The following is an 18,191-nucleotide window of genomic DNA, read 5'->3' as shown; positions in this document are numbered from 1 at the left end:
TCTATTCTTTATACATTAAGAAAAATACTATTTACAGATCATGTGGTATAGATTGGGTCAATTCATTATCAAACAACGCTTGGCACTGATTTTTTTGTTGATGGTTACTACGGGAATCATGACATATTATGCAACACAGGTAAAGCTGAGCTATGAGTTTACAAGGGCCATTCCAACCGATAACCCCCGTTATCAGGAATACCAGTCGTTTCTGAAAAAATTCGGTGGTGATGGAAATATGATGGTATTGGGATTCGACAGTAAATCTTTTTATTCGGTAGATTATTTTAATGAAGTAGCAGCTTTGCATCAGTCATTAAAAGAAGTCAATGGAGTAACGGGCATATTGAGCGTTCCTGATGCAGTGAATCTCCGGAACGACCGTGAAAAGCAACAATTGGTACCTGAAAAAATATTTCAATATCCGTATCGGTCACAATCGGCACTGGATTCAGCAAAACAGGTATTTCTTCAGCTTCCTTTTTACGAAACCCTGTTGTACAGTGATTCAGGAAATGCTTATCTGATGGGTGTTTCAGTAAATGCAGATACCATTAATAGCAAGGGCAGAACAAGGTTGATTAATGATATTATGCATGAAGTTGCATCATTTGAAGCCAAAACAAAAACAACCCTGCATGTTAGCGGACTTCCTTTTATCAGAACCACCATTGGCAACAGGATCAAAGAGGAAATGAATTGGTTCCTGATTGGTTCACTTGTTTTGTCTGCCATTACGCTTTTGATTTTTTTCCGTTCTATCAGCGCTATGCTGATGAGTTTGATCGTGGTAGGAATTGGTGTGGTCTGGAGCTTGGGTACCATGGTATTACTGGGCTATAAAATTACTTTGTTGAATGCCTTGATACCGCCATTGATTGTTGTCATTGGGATACCCAACTGCATTTATTTTCTCAATAAATACCATACCGCTTACAGAGAAACAGGTGATAAGGAGAAAGCATTGATTACTATGGTTGGGAGAATGGGTATTGTAACCCTGTTTTGTAATATTGCAGCGGCCATTGGTTTTGCGGTATTCGCCTTAACCAAAAGTGCTTTGTTACAGGAGTTCGGTGCAGTGGCAGGCGTCAATATTATGGCACTCTTTGTGATTTCACTGATCTTTATTCCTGTAGTACTCAGCTACCTGCCCCCCCCTAAAAACAGGCATACCAAATACCTTGATAATCCTTTTCTGGAAAGGGTACTATTGCGTATTGAAAGATGGACCTTCCATCATGCAAAATGGGTATATGGTGTAACCATTGTATTGAGTTTTTTTGCAGTGCTGGGTATTTTCCGTTTGAAGAGCGAAGGTTTTATTGTAGATGATCTTCCTAAAACAGATAAAATATATACGGATCTGAAATGGTTTGAATCGCATTTTGGTGGTGTGATGCCTTTGGAAATTCTGGTGGATACCAAAAAGAAAAACGGGCTGCTGCGGAATACAGGACCGATATCCAGGATCAATGAGTTTTCTGCTTATATCGGAGCAAGACCAGAAGCAGCAAGGCCTTTATCTTTTGCTGAGGGTTTGAAATTTGCAAAGCAGGCTTATTATGATGGCGATACCTTAAGCTATGATGTTCCCTATGAAGGCGATCTTGCCTTTATGGGGCCCTATCTGAAACAGAAAGCAGATAGCAGCACTGGAACAGGCGTGTCTAAAATTATCAGCAGTTTTATGGATAGTGCCAAACAGGTAGCAAGGATAACAGTAAATATGAAAGATGTGGGTAGTGCGAAGTTGCCATTAATGATAGCTGATTACGAAAAGAAAGCCCATGAAATATTTGATACAGCATCTTACAAAATAACTTTTACGGGTAGCAGTATCACTTTTCTGGAAGGGTCGAGTTTTATTATCAAAGGGCTTAAAGAAAGTATTTTCTGGGCCTTCCTGCTGATTACACTGTGCATGTTATATCTGTTCAGATCATTCCGCATATTGGTTTGTTCTTTGATCCCGAACCTGATACCGCTGGTTATTACTGCCGGTATTATGGGATGGGCGGGTATTTCATTAAAACCCTCAACGGTATTGGTTTTTAGTGTGGCCCTCGGTATAGCGATTGATGTAACCATTCGTTTTCTGATTAATTATAAACAGGAACTACCGCATTATAATCAACAGGTTTCTCAAACATTGATACAAACCATCAGACATACCGGTATCAGCATTATTTATACATCATTGGTATTGATTGCTGGTTTTATTATTTTCTGTATAAGTGATTTCGGCGGTACAAAAGCATTGGGTTGGTTAACTTCCCTGACACTTGTAACTGGCACACTTACCAATCTGATTTTATTACCTGTGCTGATTCTACATTTTCAGAAAAAGGGGAATAAGAAAAGCAGGTAAAGAGGATCCATTTAAAATACAGGATAAGTATTCGCGTACCCGAATATTAGTCTGATTTTTTGAAGTATATATACTGTTTTCAGTTTATACTGAAACGGAATATATTCCATGTGAATGATTTTTCACATAGGCCGGGGCTCTCCACAGTGATGTGCTAGTAATTGATTATTAGATTTTTATACTTATGTGAATATTTTAAACAGTTCGATTTTATTCTTCTTTTTCGGTAAAAGCATCTTTTTTTTAGGTCAAACAGCGTTTTTATAAACACGACTGTCTAAATTTAGCAATTCTATATAAACCTAAAACTAAATGCGCATGAGAAAATTAATGGCACTTGTTGCCAGTGCTGTGCTATTTATGGCTCAGCTTCAGGCACAGACCAGCCGTACCTTCACTGGTAAGGTTACGGATTCGAAAGGGGCACCACTCTCAGGTGTTACCGTTTCAGCGGGTTCCGATAGGAAAACCGTTACAGACAATGCGGGTAATTTCACCATTCAGGTGGCCGCAAATGTGAGATCTCTTCGTTTCAGTTATGTTGGCTTCAACATTCTCGATGCCAGCATTTCCGACAAAAATTCCATTACCGTAAGCATGACTGAAGAAGACAAATCCTTGTCTGAAGTAGTGGTGGTGGGTTATGGTACACAGAAGAAAAAAGAAATTACGGGTAGTATTGCCAGTGTAAAAGGCGAGGCCCTGGCCAACAAGCCAACACAGAGTTTTGATCAGGCACTGGGTGGTCGTGCTGCAGGTGTGCAGGTTACCATTCCAAGTGGTGTATTGAATTCACCCCCTGTAATCCGTATCCGTGGTACCAACTCTATTTCTCTTTCTTCTTATCCTTTGATTGTACTGGATGGGGTGCCAATGTTCACAGGAGACTTTAGTTCCACCAGTTCTGCAGGTAATATTCTGGCGAGCATTAACCCTAACGATATTGAGAGTGTAGACGTTGCCAAAGATGCAGCCGCAACCGCTATCTACGGTAGTCGTGCTGCCAATGGTGTATTGTTTATCACAACTAAAAAGGGTAAAGTAGGGCGTTCAAAAGTTACCCTGGATAGCTGGGTAGGTTTTAGTCAGGTTCAGCGTTTACCTGAACTGATGAATGCTTTTCAGTATACTGATTACAAAAACGAAGCGTTGGTGAATGCTGGAACTTTCAATGCAGCTACGAATGCTTTTGCTTTAACAAATGGTCCTAACGGCCAGCCGATCAATACACGTTGGTATGATTATGTATACCGTACAGGCGTACAACACAGCAACACGATCAGCGTATCAGGTGCGAATGAATCAACCAGTTACTATTTTTCTGCCGGTTATACTGAACAGGAAGGTATTATCAAACGAAATGATTACAGACGTTTATCATTGACGATGAATGTGGATCATAAAGTAGGTAAAGCAATAAATATAGGTGGTAAAATCCAGTATTCATCTGAGAAAAACCTGGCTGCTGTTAGCTCTGGCTCATTAGGTGATGCGTTCGCAACGGCAGGTTTGGGTCGTGTGGCGCTGGTAACTGCTCCCAATATTTCTCCATACAATAACGATGGTACATATAACTACAATGGTGCCCTGATTGGTGTAATGAATAACAAACAAGGACAAGTAGGTTTTAACAACCCGGTTATTCAGTTGGATCTGAACCGTAACGATAACTACATCGATCACATCATCGGTAATGTGTATGCCCAAATCAAACCATTTAGCTGGTTAACTGGTCGTACCACTTATGGTATTGATTATGTGTTGTCTGATAATGACGCCTTCTTCCATCCCATTTCCGGTGAAGGTTTCTCTTCTACGGGTTCAGTAACTTCCAACTTCAGCAAAAATAAAAGATGGGTATGGACTACTACTTTGCAGTTTGACAAAACCTTTGGTGAAAAACATACTGTGAGTGCATTAGCTGGTATTGAACACCAGAAATCTGATAACAACGGTTATGGTTTGAATCGTATTACGGTATCTGACCCTGCGTTTACTAATATTCAGGGTGGGTGGGCCACACCAAACACTGCTGGTTTATCTGTAGGTGAAAACTACCTGTATTCTGAATTTGGTCGTGTTCAGTATAACTACGATCGCAAATATTACTTAACGGGTAATCTGAGGAGAGATGGAGCATCTCAACTGGGTGCCAATACCAAATATGGTACTTTCTGGGGTGTATCTGCAGGATGGGAAGTAATGAATGAGAAATTCTGGAGTGCTGCGAAACTGGATCGTGTATTCAGCAGTTTCAAAGTTAGGGCCAGCTATGGTAAAGTGGGTAATATCGGAGGTCTGGGTAACTTTGCTTCCTTATCACAATTCGGATCTGGTTTATATGGTGGTAATGCAACTGTACCCTATAGCCAGGCTGGTAACCCCAACCTTACCTGGGAAACCAGTAAGAAAACAGATATCGGAATTAATTTCGGTATCCTGAAAGATAAGATCACTGCTGAGATCGGTTATTACAATAGTAACAACAACGGTCTCTTATTATTTGTACCACAACCTCCTTCTGCTGGTCTGCCTTCAACTATTCCACAGAATATTGGTACCATGTATAACAGAGGTTTCGAGTTCCAGGTAAACTGGAATGCGGTAAGTAAAAAAGATTTCAGCTGGAATACTTCTTTCAACCTGTCTACCAACGCCAATAAAGTAACATCACTGGCACCTGGCATCAATAATATTATAGGTTCTACCGGTGGTCTGGAGAATCCTAGTATCACATTGCCAGGTCATCCTATTTCTATGATTTTTGTTACCCGTACAAAAGGAGTTGATCCTGCTACTGGCCGCAGAATCTTTGTAAATGCTGCTGGTCGTGATGTTTACTTCCAGCATGTGGCTCCTGCAGGTCAGTCAAGATTTATGTTCTCTGATGGTACTACAGCAGGTACAGTAAGTAATGCTGATGCGGTAGTATATAAGAACACCAATCCTAAAGTATTTGGTGGTTGGGAAAATACATTCCGTTTCAAAGGATTTGAATTGACTGCCTTATTAACTTATCAGTTCGGTAACTGGATCTATTATGGTACACAGGCTGGTTTAAGAGATCAGCGTTTCTGGAACAATGAAACTGCGGTATTGAGAAGATGGCAGAAAGCCGGTGATGTAACCGATATACCAAAGCCTATTTTTGGTGATAACGTATCAAATGGTTCATCATTCCCGCTTGATATCAATGTGTTCAAAGGCGACTTTGTAAAACTGAGAACACTGACAATAGGCTATAACCTGCCAAAATCCTTACTGGAAAAAATCAAAGTTAGCAGTGCACGTTTCTATATCAATGGAAACAACCTGTTGATCCTCACCAAATATCCCGGTCCGGATCCTGAGGTTTCCTCTAATGGTAACGGTACTACCAACTTTGGTGTAGACAGAAACACAGTAGCTAACCAGAGAGGTTTAACTGTTGGATTGAATGTAGGATTTTAATTGTTAACCTATTAATGCAGTAAAATGAAAAAGAAACTATTATATGTGATCATGGCTGCAGCGGTGGTTCAATTGACCTCCTGCGCCAAAGACAAATTCATAAACCCGGTACCTACCAATGCCATTTCTGATCTGACGGCTTTCGATAGCAAAGACAGAATTGAAGGACAGGTGCGTGCGATTTATGCCTCTATTAAAAACGCGGGTATGTACGGAGGTCGTTATCAGATCTTCAATGATATCCGCGGTGAAGAATTCATGAACGACCGTACCAATGTGGTAACCGGTTTCGATGTATGGAACTATACGCCTGCCAACAGTTCTACTAACAGTGTATTGAACCATTGGTCACGTGCATACTACGTAATTAACCTGGCCAATGTATTCATTGATGGTATGGCGGCAAAGGGTACGAATGTGGTGGGTGCTACTTTGTCGAATAATTTTCTTGGTGAAGCACGTCTGCTTCGTGCCCTGAGTTATTATTCACTGTTACAACTGTATGCCCGTCCTTTCTGGGATGGTAATGGTAGCAAACCAGGTGTACCTCTTCGTTTGAAAGGAAATACCGGTTCTGATAATTATGCACTTGCCCGTGCTACTGTAGGCGAAGTGTATACGCAGATATTGGCGGATCTTACATTTGCTGAGCAGAATCTGCCGTTAACCAATGCCAACGCCACACTGAATACTACCCGTGCACATAGAAATACGGCTATTGCTTTGAAAACACGTGTGTTACTGAGTATGCGTCGTTATGCGGATGTGATTACAGAAGCCAATAAAATTGTAAGTGCTACAGCACCTTTTACCGCTTCAACAGGTGTGGCTCATGCGTTACAGGCTGATTACAGAACCATGTTCACCACGAACTATTTTACAACTGAATCAATTTTGTCAATGCCATTTGCATCCAATGAGCAACCTGGTACACAGAATCAGTTAGGTTATTACTATGGACCTTCTGCTTTTAATGGCGGTAACGGTGAATATTCTTTACTCTCTACTGGTATTATTTCTGATGCCGGCTGGTTACCAACCGACAGAAGAAGAAGTTTCGTACAGGTATTCAGTGGTAAAAGTTACCTCACCAAGTACAGTGTGCCGTCAACCTTTATTGATCCGGCTCCTGTAATGCGTTATGCAGAAGTATTATTGAACCTGGCAGAAGCACGTGTGCGTTCAACCAATACGGTAGATGCACAGGCCATCGCACTGTTGAATGCTGTACGTGGTCGTTCAGACGCCACTACTGTTTTCACTGCATTGAATTTTGCCAATGCTGATGCGCTGGCGAATGCGATCGTAAATGAAAGAAGAATTGAGTTTCTGGGCGAAGGATTGCGTGGTACCGATCTTACACGTTTAGGCTTACCACTGCCTGCTAAACCAGGTGTTGCTGCCATTCCAGCAACGGCTCAGCAATATATCTGGCCCATTTCTTCGAGTGAGTTGTTATTGAACCCATTATGTGTAGATAACTAATCACTATATACACATCAGGCAAAGAATGCTTGTTTGTAAATTATGTAAAGCCGGTATGCATTCGCATACCGGCTTTATTATTCTATAAAATACTGATTATCATTTTATTGTTTAATCAACTTTAGCATTCAGCAATTCTGTATCATCATGCCATGATTATTTCAATGTAGATATCAGACATGATAAACATTTTTTTCGGAAAGCTAAGAATCGTTAATATAATTTTATTTTTAATTTGTTTGGTAATCAATTTACAAATAACAAAATACACATATTAATTATTTGTTTTTGTTTATTCTCCCCCAAAAAACGCAGCATTTTGTCTTTAAAGCCTGTCCATTAGTGTGCATTTATGTTTTCTTTAACTAAATTGCGGATCGCATTTTTTATTTAAAAACTGAAATATGAGAAAATTCGTTACAGTCGTTCTGTGCGCATTGTTATCCATTGCGCAGGTTTGGGCCCAAAACCAAACCGTTACAGGTAAAGTAACAGACCAAAAAACAGGCCAGCCGCTTGTTGGTGTTACTGTATCTTCTGGCAGCACGAATGCTTTAACAGATGGTGCCGGTACTTACCGCATTTCTGTTGCTGCAGGCGCCAAAACAATCACTTTTATGTTTGTGGGTTATGACCGCATTGAGCTTCCCATCAGAGGTTCTGTGGTTAATGCTTCACTGAATCCTGAAACCAAATCACTGGAAGAAGTGGTTGTAACAGGTTATGCCCGTGAAAGAAAAACACAGTTTGCCGGTGCTGCTGCTGTTATCAGCGCTAAAGCGGTTGAAACGGTACCTGTGGGTTCTTTCGATCAGGCTTTACAGGGTCGTGCACCCGGTATGCTTGTTAACTCAAGCTCTGGTCAGCCAGGTTCAAGTCCAACCATCACAATCCGTGGTGTACAATCCATTCAGGGTGCGGGTGCGCAGCCTTTGTATATCATTGATGGAGTACCTACTCCAGCTGCGGATTTCCAGACTATCAACCCTAATGATTTCGAATCACTGACCGTATTGAAAGATGCGAACGCTGCTGCACTGTATGGTGCACGTGGTGGTACCGGTGTAATTGTTATCACTACCAAAAGAGGTAAAGCAGGTGCTACCAATTTCCAATACCGTACACAGGTAGGTTTCACACAGCGTCCAAACTTTGACCGTTTGAACCTGATGAATACCAAAGAAATGCTCGCTTATGAAGAGCGTGAAAAATTAGGTGGTACGCCAGGATGGGTTTATTCTCCACTGAATCCAGCTATTCCTACCGGTATGACCGCTGCAACCAAGCAAAGAATGCTGGATAGTATTGGTGCTATCGATATTGATTATGCAAATGTTTTCTACCGTCAGGGTATTACTCAGTCGCATGAACTGAATATGTCTGGTGGTAATGAAAAAACAAGATTCTATCTTTCTGGTTCTTATTTTGATCAGGAAGGTATTGACCTTGGTTCTAGCCTGAAACGTTATACTACACGTTTCAACGTAGACCATACTGCTGATAAGTTAACTGTTGGCTTAAGTGCTACTATTGGTTTTTCAAAAACAAGATTCTCTGAAGGTGAGCAATTGGGTAACAGCCCACGTAACCCTTTCCAGATGACCTACCGTGCCAAAACCTATGAGAACCCATACAATCCTGATGGAACACTCCGTTTTGGTACCAGTACATCTTTAGCGTTACGTCAGGTAGCGAACCTTCTGGAAGGTATTCAGAACTCTTCTTTACTGCAAAACCAGATCAAAATCAATGCTGGTCTGAACCTTGCGTATAAGATTCTGCCTTCTCTGACTTTACGTAACATTTTTGGTCTGGACGTTTCTAACGATCAGTTCTCCCGTTATGTAAACCCGAATTCTTTTATCGGTTCTTTACAGACTTTCCAGTCTGGTCTGGCTCAGGAATCAAACAGAATGATTTCTCAGTTCATCAATACTACCAGTCTGAACTTCTCTAAACGTTTTGGTATTCATGAAGTAGAAGCAGGTGCTTATTTTGAAGCCGTTCGTGGTTATCAGAAAGCATTGGGCTTTACTTTGTTTAACTTGGATCCACGTTTGACTGAAACTGGTCAGGGTGCAGGTGCATTGCCTATCAGCACTGGTCAGACTACTTATCCTCAGAACGCATCTAGTGCGAAGAGTGGTTTCGGTATCCGTTCTTATTTTGCAACTGCAAGATATACTTACGACAACCGTTACTCAATCAACGCAAATATCCGTCGTGATGGTACTTCACGTATCGTTAACTCAGCTAACCGTGAGATCACCAGTTGGTCTGCAGGTTTTATCTGGAACAGCTTACAGGAGAAATTCATGGCCAACCAGAAAATCTTTAATGAGTTGAAACTGCGTGTGAGCTATGGTATTGTACCGAATATCGGTTCTATTCCAACTGCAGGTTATGGTGTTCCATTGTCTGGTATTACCAACTTCCAGGGTCCACAGTTACCACAGTTTGGTGTAACCAACTATGCTGGTTCTACCATTACTGGTCAGGCACCTACAACCCCTGGTAACCCCGATCTGAAAATTGAGCGTATCCAGAAATTCAACTTAGGTGTTGACTTCGCAGTATGGAACAACCGTGCTAAATTCAGCGTAGAATATTATAAGAACAAAACCATTGACCTGTTTGTAAGCCAGCCATTGTCAGGAACTACCGGTTTCGGAAGCCTGAGCATCAATGCGGGTGTCATGACCAATAAAGGTTTTGAGTTTCAAGGTTCTGTAGATGTGGTTAGACAGAAAGATTTCAATGTGAATCTGTCTGTAAACCATGCTATCAATACCAATACTATTGAAGACCTGGGTCTGGTTAACGAATATTTCCTTGGAACTTTCGTAATCAGAAAAGGTCTGCCTTATGGTTCACACTATACTTACAACTATTTAGGTGCTGACCCTGCAACTGGTCGTCCTCGTTTTGAAACTCAGGATGGTAAAGAAACATTAGACCCTGCACAAGCTGGTCAGTTTGCTAAGTTTGGTACCTACCTTCCTAAACATGTAGGTGGTGCTACTTTAGAAGTTCGTTACAAAGCCATCACAGTTTCTGCATTATTCTCTTATCAGTTTGATGTAATAAGAAGTGATAATACCCGTAACTGGATTACCCGCGGTACCCCAGGTTACCATGGAGCAGTACGTGCTTCACGTGAACTGATCGATGGTCAGTGGCAGAAGCCAGGTGATGTTAAGCCATTTCAGTCTTCAGCTTATGACAGAGGATTTACTTCTTCTGATCTGAATGATGCTAAGTTCCTGCGTTTCAGAAACCTGAATGTTTCTTATCAGATTCCAGCTATTAAATTGGGTAGCGGTAAGACAATTATCAAAGGTGCTCGTTTCTATGTGCAAGCACAGAACCTGGCTATCTGGAGCCCATGGAAAGGTCTGGATCCTGAAGATGGAAACAATATCAGCTTGAACGAATACCCTAACCCTAAAATGTTCGTAGCTGGTCTGGATATTAATTTCTAATCCAACAGAATAAGATATTAGTATTCATTATAGAATTTCTAAAACAATGAAAATGAAAAAAACGAAAATACTGATCCTCTCTGCGATGCTGGTGTCTACGCTTTTTTCCTGCCAGAAACTGGTAGAGATTAAAGAAACAGACCTTATTGCAGGTGATGTGGCTCTTAAAACAATTACCAACAATGAACAAGGTATCATTGGTGCGTATGCAGCTATGAACGTGGAAATGGGTATTCTGTTGAATGCGGTTTTTGCAGATGAAGTAGTAACTGCTGATTTCTACAATGCAGCTACTGTTCATGAATGGCAATACACTTCAACTGACATTTCAATTCGTGATAGCTACACAGCATTTAACCTGTATTACAGAATCATTGACCGTGTAAACCGTGTGTTGGCTGCGTTACCAACTGCAACTGCAGCAAATGCTACCGATGAGGCAAAACGTTCAAGATTAAGAGGAGAAGCATTGTTCCTGAGAGCTTTCTGTCATTTCGAACTGTACCGCTATTACAGCAACAGCGCTGTAGGTACCGACCTGGCTATGGCTTATATGGAAACACCTTCTTTACAGCCTCAGGCACGTATCACCGTAGCGCCATATTTCCAGAAGTTAAAAGCTGATCTGGCTGCTGCTAAACCATTGCTGCCTACAGATTTTTCTGGCACCAACGTTTACAGAGCTACTCAGGCTGCTGCTTCTGCTTTACAGGCACGTACTGCACTGTACCTGAAAGAGTGGAACGATGCGGTTACTTTCAGCACTGAATACATCAATGCTGTTCCGCTGGCCAGCCGTGCTAATTTCCCAGGTATCTGGACCGATGCAAATAGCAGTGAAACTGCTTTCAAATTAAGCCGTACCGCTTCTTTGGGTGGTCGTATCGGTAGCCTCTGGCGCGCTACTTCTGCAAGTGCCAGCAATATCGGTGGTATTACCTGGACCATTTCTCAGAAACTCTGGAACATGTATGATCAGGCAAATGATATCCGTTTCTCATCTTATGCAAAAGATGAACCATTACTGGTAGGATCTGGTCGTAAATATACCCGCCTGATTACCAAATATGCCGGTACAGCTTATGGTACAGCTGCTGAAAACGTAGCGGATGCTAAGGTTTTCCGTACCGCTGAAATGTACCTGATCCGTGCTGAAGCACGTGCAGAGAACAATGACCTGGTAGGTGCTGCTGCAGATCTGAATGCTTTGAGAGCTGCCCGTATCAATGGTTATACACCTGTTGTGTTAGCATCAAAAGACGCTGCTATCAGCGCTATCATGGATGAGCGTTTCAAGGAACTGGCTTATGAAGGACACCGTTTCTGGGATCTGAAAAGAAGAAACCTGCCTGTAGTTCGTATTACAGCTGATTTACCACAAGTAAATGCTGCTACTACTTTGCCAGCTGGCAACTTCCGTTTCCTGTTACCAATTCCTAATGCTGAGATTCAGGCAAACCCTGTTATTCAGCAGAACCCAGGATATACTAACTAATACAGTTTGTATCATTATAGTAAGAGAGCCGATTCTGAAAAGAATCGGCTCTCTTTTTTTTATTTTTCCACTAATTGTTTTTGGAGAATTTTTTAAAACCATACTCATGAATGACGGAAGTGCAAAGGAAGTGTGGAAAGTAAATATTCATGTTGATAGTATATCATGCCGGATATTGATGATCATGAAAATCTGTGTGCTATTTATGAGGATTCTTATCAGTCGCTCCGTTGCTTTATGGTATGAATCGATAATATTTTATAAACATAGGGGAATAATGGTTTCGGTACAAAATATTCCAGTGAAGAAATCTTTGCAGGTGATGTAATAAAAAAGGGGCTGTATCGAAAAAGATACAGCCCCTTTATAAAGTAGTCATTTGAATGGAATTCTTTATTTCAGAACCTCAGCTAATTTCTGTTCCAATGCTTCACCTCTGAGATCCATCGCAATAATTTTACCGGTAGGATCCAGTAACACATTAAAGGGAATGCCTTCTATTTTATACATAGGTACCACTGCACTTTCCCAGTACTTCAGATCACTAATATGTTTCCAGCTAAGTTTATCTTTTGCAATCGCCTGAAGCCAGGCATCTTTATCCTGATCGAGCGATACGCCTAAGATGGTAAAATTTTTATCCTTGAATTTATTGTAAGCCGCTACCACATTCGGATTCTCCTTTCTACAGGGCATACACCAACTTGCCCAGAAATCAACCAATACGTATTTGCCTTTTAAACTACTCAGGCTAAACATTTTTCCTTCTGTATCCGGTAAACTGATTTCAGGAGCCTGCTGGTTTAATAAAGAATTGGTACCTGCCTGCTGGCTTTGTTGTCCATAAGCAGCGAGTAGTGCTTTAATTTTTGCCAATCCGGTATGTTCCTTGAACTTATTGGCAGAAGCATCGGCCAGTGATTTTAATTCATCCGGTGGCATGGTACGTGAACCCATACCCAATGCATAATACCTGGCGGCAGGACTTTCTGATGTATTGATAAACGCTGTAACCAGTTTATTCATGTCTTTGATCTGCAGATCGCGTTTGGCTTTTTCAATAGTTACAAGGCTATCGTTACCACCTCTCTGTAAACTGTCGAGCATACCCAGTGTACCATATAGGATGGAATCCTTTACACTAAATTTTTCAAATAAGGTATGCAGGCTCTCGCTGGCCTCAGAACCTTCGATGGTATAGGCACGGTAATTATTCACATCCATATTTACACGGATACTTTTACCGTCGTTTACCAATAAAACATCAGGACCATTTTCAATCACCAATCTATATAAGGATTCTTCTTTTCCTACAGCACGTAATTCAAAATTGCCATTTTCTTTCAATGTGCCGGAATCCAGTACTACCGGTTGTTCACCACCATAAGGCAATTCCTGCAGAAATATTTTTTTTGAGGGAGCATTCGAAATTTTACCGCTTACGGTAAATGCGCCATATTTTTTCTCCTGACAGCTGCTTATCAATACGACCGCAGCCGCCACGTATAGTATTCTTTTCATGCTTTTATTTTTATTGATTGAGTTTTTGTTCCAATAAAATGGTTACCTGTTTGGGATCTGCTTTTCCCTGACTTCTTTTTTTTACTTCACCTACAAACAAACCAATAAGCCCTTTTTTACCCTTCCTATATTCAGCAACTTTTTCGGGCATGGCTTCCATGGCTTCATTTACCCATTTTTCTAAGGCATGCTGATCACTTATCTGTATCAGGTTCATGGATTCTGCCAGTGTTAAAGGATCTTCATTCTTCTCTAATACAACCGGTAATAATTTAGAAGACGCTACAGAGAAACTAACCTTACCATTTTCTACCAATTCAATGATTGCAGCAAGTTTTGCCGGTTCTAATGTAAGTGCAGCAAAATCGATTTGTTGTTCGTTCAGGTACTGGCGAAGAGGGCCAAGTATCCAATTGGCTATTGCTTTATAATGCTTGCTGTATGCAATAACGGTTTCAAAATAATCAGCCGTAGACCTTGTATCACAAAGCTGACTGGCATCGTATTCACTTAAACCATAGCTGCTTTTGTACCTGGCAGCCAATGCATCCGGAAGTTCCGGCAAAGTGTCTTTGATGCTGTTAATATACTTATCTCTTAAATGAAAGGGGGCCAGATCGGGATCAGGGAAGTAACGATAATCATTTGCTTCTTCTTTATCACGAATAGCAAATGTGGTATCATTAGACGCATCAAAACTCCGGGTTTGCTGCTGTATAGGGTTACCTGCCTCTAATAAGCCGATGAGCCTGTCAATTTCAAATTCAATGGCTTTCTTTACGTTGCGGATGGAGTTCAGGTTTTTAACCTCTACACGGGTACCTAATTTTGTTACGCCTTTCAAGCGAACCGATATATTGGCATCACAGCGTAAACTACCTTCTTCCATATTGCCATCACAGATACCCAGCCATTGCACCAGTTTCCTGATTTCAGTAACATAATGCCAGGCTTCCTCTGCACTGTGGATACAGGGTTCTGTAACGATTTCAATTAAGGGTGTACCGGCACGGTTTAAATCAATACAGGTAAACTCTTCTTCCAGGTCATGGATACTTTTACCTGCATCTTCTTCCAGATGAATCCGGTTCAGCTGAACATCCTTTCTTCCATGGGTGGTATGTATCGTTACATAACCTCCTTTACAAATAGGAGTGGTATGTTGCGATATCTGATAACCTTTCGGTAGATCGGGGTAGAAATAATTTTTGCGGGCAAAATAATTATCCTTTTCAATTTCACAATGGCAGGCCAGTCCCATTTTAATAGCAAATGCTACAGCTTTTTTATTGGTTTTGGGCAGGGTTCCCGGGTGACCCAGTGTAATAGGACTTACCTGTGAATTGGGAGCAGCACCAAAAGCAGTGCTATCGCCACAAAACAATTTACTCACTGTAGCCAGTTGGGCATGTACTTCCAAGCCAATAACGGCTTCGTATTTTTCCTGTAATAACATGAACTGCAAAAGTACTGCACCTGATGTACCCGGCAGGGCAGATTTCTGATTTTATGAGATAATTATAGGGAAAGAATGCGTTTCAGGTCTTTTTCCGTTACTGTTAAGAGGTTTACAGCCGGTAATCGTCGGGTTAATTCTTTCCAGTTTTTGTCCTGCGTAAAAATCTTTTTCAACATCGGTAAAGCTTTTTCAACCTGTTTATTATTGGCCAGTGTAATGGCTGTCCAATACTGCATTTCCAGGTTGTTGGGAAACAGCTGCATGGCAGCATTGTATTCGGCCATGGCTTTGGTCATATCATTTTTCTCTACAGCCAGATCACCATCATTCATATGCTGATAGGCAAGGTGAACTTTATACAGGCGACGTAACTCTTTTAAGGGTTCTCTGGCATCATCTACTCTGATGTCAACGGTTTTATTGTTCCAGCTTTCCACGGGTTTTCCAGGTACTACAATAATGGCAGCGGCCTGCATGCCCCGAATATCACCACCCGCTTTCTGTGCGGCTTCCAGCGCCAGTAATACCCTTTCAGCCAGGGGTTTATCTGCACTTTTTTCAAATGCTTCAGACATGAATTCATCTACTTTATCACCCAACATCATATTACTCTGCACACTATAATTGATACCCTTGATGTGACTGGCTACCTGAATACAATTCTTACCGGTATGTGTGGCTACATTGCCTTTCGCATCAATGATAGCTACTTGTCTTACTTCTTTGCCAGGATCTGCTTCGGTGAGTTGATTTAATACTTCCTGAGCAGATAAACCCTTTTTCAGCAAGTTGAGGGCTTTGGGACCATAGGATTTATCTACAAACGATTGGGTGGCAACAGCGCCTACACCGGCTTCTGCCCATGGCACTGATGTGCCTACACTGAACCAGTGACTTTGAACGCCTACAGCCATTTCACCTGTATTGGCATCTCTTGCCACTATGGAGAACGTGTGAACAAGGGGTTGCTTTGATTGATAAACCTGTGCGCTTGTCTGTGTTGCAATGATGGTTGAAAAAAGTACAAAAAGTAAATGTCTCATGGTATATGTTTAAAAATAGGTCACTTCTCCGGATGAAGGATCCGGCACCTTAAAAATACAAATAAAAAAACCGCGCCAACCCTTCCTTCTTTGTCGGGTCGACGCGGTAGCTATACACATGAGAATGAGTACTGGATAATCCGATCTCAGAGATCGGCTGTTTTCAGTTTTTTAGGTAGTTTAATATCAATAACCTGTGCTTTTCCTGCTCTTGTTATACCAGCTTTCACTGTATCACCTTCTTTCAGGTCTTTGAGTGCTTCTTTAATTTCGTCCACAGAGTTAATGGTTTTGCCATTAATGGAAGTAATGATGTCTGCTGTTTTCACACCTGCTTTGTCGGCCGGAGTATCATCATCCACTTCCGTTACTTTCACACCCTTATTGTTTTCGGTATCTTCAATAGACATACCCAGTTTAGGTTTGCCGGAAAAATTAAAATTGAAAGCGCCACCATTTCTTAAACGGGGCATATTGTCGAAATTGAAATTCCTGTTGAAACTATCGCCAAAATCGAAATCAAAACCCATTTCCATGGTTTTACCTAACAGGGCAGTGGTGGTATTTTCTTTCCCATCACGCAGGTAATGTATGGTTACTTTGTCTTCAGGTTTGTATTTGCCAATAGTTTCATACAGATCTTCATTGCCAGTAATGGTTGCATCGTTCACTTTGGTAATGATATCATCTTTCTGCAAACCTGCTTTTGCGGCAGCACTCTCTTTGGTTACAGATGTAATTTTTGCACCTTTTTCATGCTTCTCACTCATTACACCCAGCAAGGCCCTTTCTTTACCGCCATTACGTAGGTCATCTAGTTTAAAAAAGTTAGCACCTCCGCGACCCGGCATCATCATGCGTAAACCCGGACTCAGTCTGAGCATATCCATATCGCCCAGTTTTTCCATTTCATCCGGGTCCATATCTTTAATATCTTTTCCATTGATGGTTACTTTATCACCATCAATTATGATCGATAATTTCCTACTGATTTTCTCTTTAGGATCTTTATCGGTTTTTTCTTTTTCTGTTGTTTGAGCGGTTGCTGTTATACCTGCGAACAGCACCAAAGCTGCCATCCATTTGCGATACATAGGAATTATTTTTAAGTGTACGAAATGTTTAGTAGTCAAATGTCAGTAAAAAATTCATTACGAAAGGCTTCGGAAATGTTAAAAAAGGTTAATGAATGGTTTGAGTAGATAGCCTATAGTATATAGATCATAGTTGATGGTATATACCTTATGGACCATAGCTAATAGTCAATGGGTATGACAAGTGTTTTCTTTATTGAAATGAGGATAGAATTTTTACACTTATATGCCATCCGCTATGTGCTTTTTGTACGCTGCTATACACCATCAACCATTAGCTATGCGCTTCTAAAAATTTCAAAACACTTTACCGGGCAATTATCGACTTTATCGTTATGCAGGTATTGCATTCCACATTTTTCAAGTATGCGGAGTGAAGCTATATTTTCTATATGGGCGGTTGCAGTGATCCGGTTGAGTTGCAGTTTATGAAGGCCATACTGTAAACAGGTTATGGCTGCTTCTGTAGCAAAGCCCTTTCCCCAGTATGACGGCATAAAGCGGTAACCCAGATCTGTTTCTTTTCTTTCGGCTCTGTATTTCAAACCACACCAGCCTATAAAACTGTTGCTTTCTTTCAGGTATACAGCCCATCTGCCATAACCATATTGCTGATAATGCGGTAGGATACTGTTTTGTAACCTTGTTAAAGCGCTTTCAGGTGTGCTGGGTAACTCGTGTACATATTTCAATACAAGCGAATGACTATTCATTTCGTGAATCAGTGCTGCATCATCAATGGTAAATTGACGAAATAATAACCGATCGCTGCTGAATAGATACTCATTCAT

General features: G+C 41.1%; 10 protein-coding genes. 5 read left to right on the top strand and 5 right to left on the bottom strand.

From position 1 onward, the window contains the following. Positions 1-40: 40 nt before the first annotated feature. The 5 genes from BC659_RS05035 to BC659_RS05015 all read left to right on the top strand — a co-directional run bounded on the left by BC659_RS05035 (position 41) and on the right by BC659_RS05015 (position 12,283). Positions 41-2,371, top strand: coding sequence for an efflux RND transporter permease subunit (locus BC659_RS05035; protein WP_133473574.1), 2,331 nt, complete (start codon positions 41-43; stop codon positions 2,369-2,371). 318 nt (positions 2,372-2,689) lie between these two features. Further along, entirely contained in the window at positions 2,690-5,821 is a 3,132-nt protein-coding gene (locus tag BC659_RS05030; RefSeq protein ID WP_133473573.1) for a SusC/RagA family TonB-linked outer membrane protein, read from the top strand. 24 nt (positions 5,822-5,845) lie between these two features. Continuing rightward, a complete protein-coding gene (locus BC659_RS05025) occupies positions 5,846-7,306 on the top strand; it encodes a RagB/SusD family nutrient uptake outer membrane protein (RefSeq protein ID WP_133473572.1) in 1,461 nt (486 codons plus the stop codon). 404 nt (positions 7,307-7,710) lie between these two features. Then, entirely contained in the window at positions 7,711-10,788 is a 3,078-nt protein-coding gene (locus BC659_RS05020; RefSeq protein ID WP_133473571.1) for a SusC/RagA family TonB-linked outer membrane protein, read from the top strand. Positions 10,789-10,840: 52 nt separating this feature from the next. After that, complete coding sequence (locus BC659_RS05015) at positions 10,841-12,283, top strand: RagB/SusD family nutrient uptake outer membrane protein (protein ID WP_162847355.1); 1,443 nt, start codon at positions 10,841-10,843, stop codon at positions 12,281-12,283. Between the two features lie 393 nt (positions 12,284-12,676). Here BC659_RS05015 and BC659_RS05010 read toward each other — a convergent pair whose 3' ends face one another. From BC659_RS05010 to BC659_RS04990, 5 genes are all read right to left on the bottom strand, one after another. Beyond that, on the bottom strand, positions 12,677-13,804 hold the full coding sequence (locus BC659_RS05010; protein ID WP_133473569.1) for a TlpA disulfide reductase family protein: 1,128 nt from the start codon (positions 13,802-13,804) through the stop codon (positions 12,677-12,679). A gap of 10 nt (positions 13,805-13,814) precedes the next feature. Then, positions 13,815-15,260, bottom strand: a complete 1,446-nt coding sequence (gatB, locus tag BC659_RS05005; RefSeq protein ID WP_133473568.1) for an Asp-tRNA(Asn)/Glu-tRNA(Gln) amidotransferase subunit GatB — start codon at positions 15,258-15,260, stop codon at positions 13,815-13,817. A 62-nt stretch (positions 15,261-15,322) separates the two neighbouring features. Next, positions 15,323-16,306 carry a DUF1028 domain-containing protein gene (locus BC659_RS05000; protein ID WP_133473567.1) on the bottom strand — a complete coding sequence of 328 codons (984 nt, stop codon included), beginning with the start codon at positions 16,304-16,306 and terminating at the stop codon, positions 15,323-15,325. Positions 16,307-16,452: 146 nt separating this feature from the next. Then, positions 16,453-17,400 (bottom strand): PDZ domain-containing protein, encoded by a 948-nt coding sequence (locus BC659_RS04995; protein WP_133473566.1) that lies wholly within the window; start codon positions 17,398-17,400, stop codon positions 16,453-16,455. Positions 17,401-17,678: 278 nt separating this feature from the next. Beyond that, entirely contained in the window at positions 17,679-18,191 is a 513-nt protein-coding gene (locus BC659_RS04990; protein WP_162847354.1) for a GNAT family N-acetyltransferase, read from the bottom strand.

Origin of the sequence: Sediminibacterium goheungense, assembly GCF_004361915.1 — a bacterium.
Lineage (GTDB): Bacteria > Bacteroidota > Bacteroidia > Chitinophagales > Chitinophagaceae > Sediminibacterium > Sediminibacterium goheungense.
This window is presented reverse-complemented; position numbering and strand designations above follow the sequence as displayed.

Coding starts and splice junctions, on each gene's coding strand:
- BC659_RS05035 (WP_133473574.1), top strand. CDS start 41: ATGTGGTATAGATTGGGTCAATTCATTATCAAACAACGCTTGGCACTG.
- BC659_RS05030 (WP_133473573.1), top strand. CDS start 2,690: ATGAGAAAATTAATGGCACTTGTTGCCAGTGCTGTGCTATTTATGGCT.
- BC659_RS05025 (WP_133473572.1), top strand. CDS start 5,846: ATGAAAAAGAAACTATTATATGTGATCATGGCTGCAGCGGTGGTTCAA.
- BC659_RS05020 (WP_133473571.1), top strand. CDS start 7,711: ATGAGAAAATTCGTTACAGTCGTTCTGTGCGCATTGTTATCCATTGCG.
- BC659_RS05015 (WP_162847355.1), top strand. CDS start 10,841: ATGAAAAAAACGAAAATACTGATCCTCTCTGCGATGCTGGTGTCTACG.
- BC659_RS05010 (WP_133473569.1), bottom strand. CDS start 13,804: ATGAAAAGAATACTATACGTGGCGGCTGCGGTCGTATTGATAAGCAGC.
- gatB (WP_133473568.1), bottom strand. CDS start 15,260: ATGTTATTACAGGAAAAATACGAAGCCGTTATTGGCTTGGAAGTACAT.
- BC659_RS05000 (WP_133473567.1), bottom strand. CDS start 16,306: ATGAGACATTTACTTTTTGTACTTTTTTCAACCATCATTGCAACACAG.
- BC659_RS04995 (WP_133473566.1), bottom strand. CDS start 17,400: ATGTATCGCAAATGGATGGCAGCTTTGGTGCTGTTCGCAGGTATAACA.
- BC659_RS04990 (WP_162847354.1), bottom strand. CDS start 18,191: ATGAATGAGTATCTATTCAGCAGCGATCGGTTATTATTTCGTCAATTT.